Origin of the sequence: Luteibacter sp. dw_328, from assembly GCF_018449605.1 — a bacterium.
Lineage (GTDB): Bacteria > Pseudomonadota > Gammaproteobacteria > Xanthomonadales > Rhodanobacteraceae > Luteibacter.
Map to the genome: position 1 here is coordinate 1 of NZ_JAAVUW010000019.1, position 1,005 is coordinate 1,005.

At 59.5% G+C, this 1,005-nt stretch carries 1 protein-coding gene and 1 pseudogene; one reads left to right on the forward strand and one right to left on the reverse strand.

All coding sequences use genetic code 11. The features are described from left to right. A partial coding sequence (locus HB634_RS22760) for a hypothetical protein (protein WP_213950225.1) occupies positions 1-330 on the forward strand: 330 nt, incomplete at its 5' end. 225 nt (positions 331-555) lie between these two features. Here HB634_RS22760 and HB634_RS22765 read toward each other — a convergent pair. Next, a pseudogene (locus tag HB634_RS22765) lies at positions 556-1,005 on the reverse strand (Oar protein); the annotation flags it as partial.

The window sequence follows — 1,005 nt, forward strand, 5'->3', positions numbered from 1 at the left end:
CGCGTGACGAATAAACGGGATGAGTTCGCCCGCATCCGCGCGGCACGCGGATGGGCCGCCAGAAAGGCTGGCGGGCGGAGAACCAACGGGAAGAATGTCGCTCGGCCGAACGCCTCTTACCGGGCGGGCGGCGTCACGTCGTCAATCGAAAGGGGTGCGCGCAATGGCGTGGTGTGGCATTTCTTTTTGCTCCCCAAAAAAAATGTCGTGCAAGATGTCGTCCGTGGCGAAAGTCGCACCCGCTCATCGTGTCCCCTGAGGCGAGCTGACGACAGCGCCGAAGCAGCGCGTGAAAACAAAGTAAAACCGCAGTGGCTCCGGGGACAATAAGAAAAAGTCCTACGCAATTATTTACTGAGCAACTATTTGCGAAGCAAGTAGTTTTTACGAAGACGTGGGGGGGTTCTTCAAGGCAATTAGCTACGAAACGGCCCGTGGCTGACGGGCGGGTACGACCGGGATTTCGGGCAAAAAAAAGGCCGCTCCTTCTGGAGCGGCCAATATCCGGGGAAATGCTTTGCTGTTGTTGTTATGCGATATAGCTAAGCGTTTTCGTTAGAGCGTGAAGTCGTAGCGGGCTCCCAGGCGAATGGTGCGGGGGTCCGAGAACGAACGGGCGCGCTTGTAGTTCGGGTTCGGATCACCGGCAGCCGTGTCGCCGATTTCGTAGTACTGGGTAACGCGCTGCTTGCCGAGAGCGTTGAATGCGTCGGCCGAAAGCGTGAGCTTGTGGTCGGCGAAGGCCGGCTTCCAGGCGACGCTCAGGTCCACGTTGTACGTCCACGGCGTGTGGCCGAAGGTACCGCGCGGAGCGGGCTGACCGTTGCAGTAGAAGTAGCTGTTGCCGTATTCGTACGGGTCGCCGCCATAGGCTTCCGGACGAACGCCGATGCAGCTGACCGGGTAGCCCGAAGCGATACGGGTAACGGTCGAGAACGCCCACTCATCGTTCGGCGCGTAGGTGCCGTAGATGCGCAGCTGATGCTTCTGGTCGTTCGGCAGGTT